Here is a 771-nt window from a genome sequence, read left to right as displayed (position 1 = left end):
GGGTTAGTCGGGACCTAAGCCGAGGCCGATAGGCGTAGGCGATGGATAACAGGTTGATATTCCTGTACCCGTTGTTTTTGTTTGAGCAATGGAGGGACGCAGGAGGCTAAGGAATGCAGACGATTGGAAATGTCTGTCCAAGCAGTAAGTCTGAAGAGGAGTCAAATGCTTCTTTTCTTAAGGACAAGCTGTGATGGGGAGGGAAATAATAGTACCGAAGTTCCTGATGTCACACTGCCGAGAAAAGCTTCTAGTGAGAAAACAGCGGCCCGTACCGCAAACCGACACAGGTAGTCGAGGAGAGAATCCTAAGGTGAGCGAGAGAACTCTCGTTAAGGAACTCGGCAAAATGACCCCGTAACTTCGGGAGAAGGGGTGCTGATCATACGATCAGCCGCAGTGAATAGGCCCAAGCGACTGTTTATCAAAAACACAGGTCTCTGCAAAATCGTAAGATGAAGTATAGGGGCTGACGCCTGCCCGGTGCTGGAAGGTTAAGAGGAGTGCTTAGCGCAAGCGAAGGTACGAATTGAAGCCCCAGTAAACGGCGGCCGTAACTATAACGGTCCTAAGGTAGCGAAATTCCTTGTCGGGTAAGTTCCGACCCGCACGAAAGGCGTAACGATTTGGGCACTGTCTCAACGAGAGACTCGGTGAAATTTTAGTACCTGTGAAGATGCAGGTTACCCGCGACAGGACGGAAAGACCCCATGGAGCTTTACTGTAGTTTGATATTGAGTGTCTGTACCGCATGTACAGGATAGGTAGGAG

Annotated in this window: 1 rRNA gene; it reads left to right on the top strand. The window is 50.1% G+C overall.

What is annotated here, in order from left to right:
- A 23S ribosomal RNA gene (locus QLH51_RS19835) occupies positions 1-771 on the top strand; the annotation flags it as partial.

It is taken from the genome of Sphingomonas sp. 2R-10, from assembly GCF_030062225.1.
GTDB lineage: Bacteria > Pseudomonadota > Alphaproteobacteria > Sphingomonadales > Sphingomonadaceae > Sphingomonas.
This window is presented reverse-complemented; position numbering and strand designations above follow the sequence as displayed.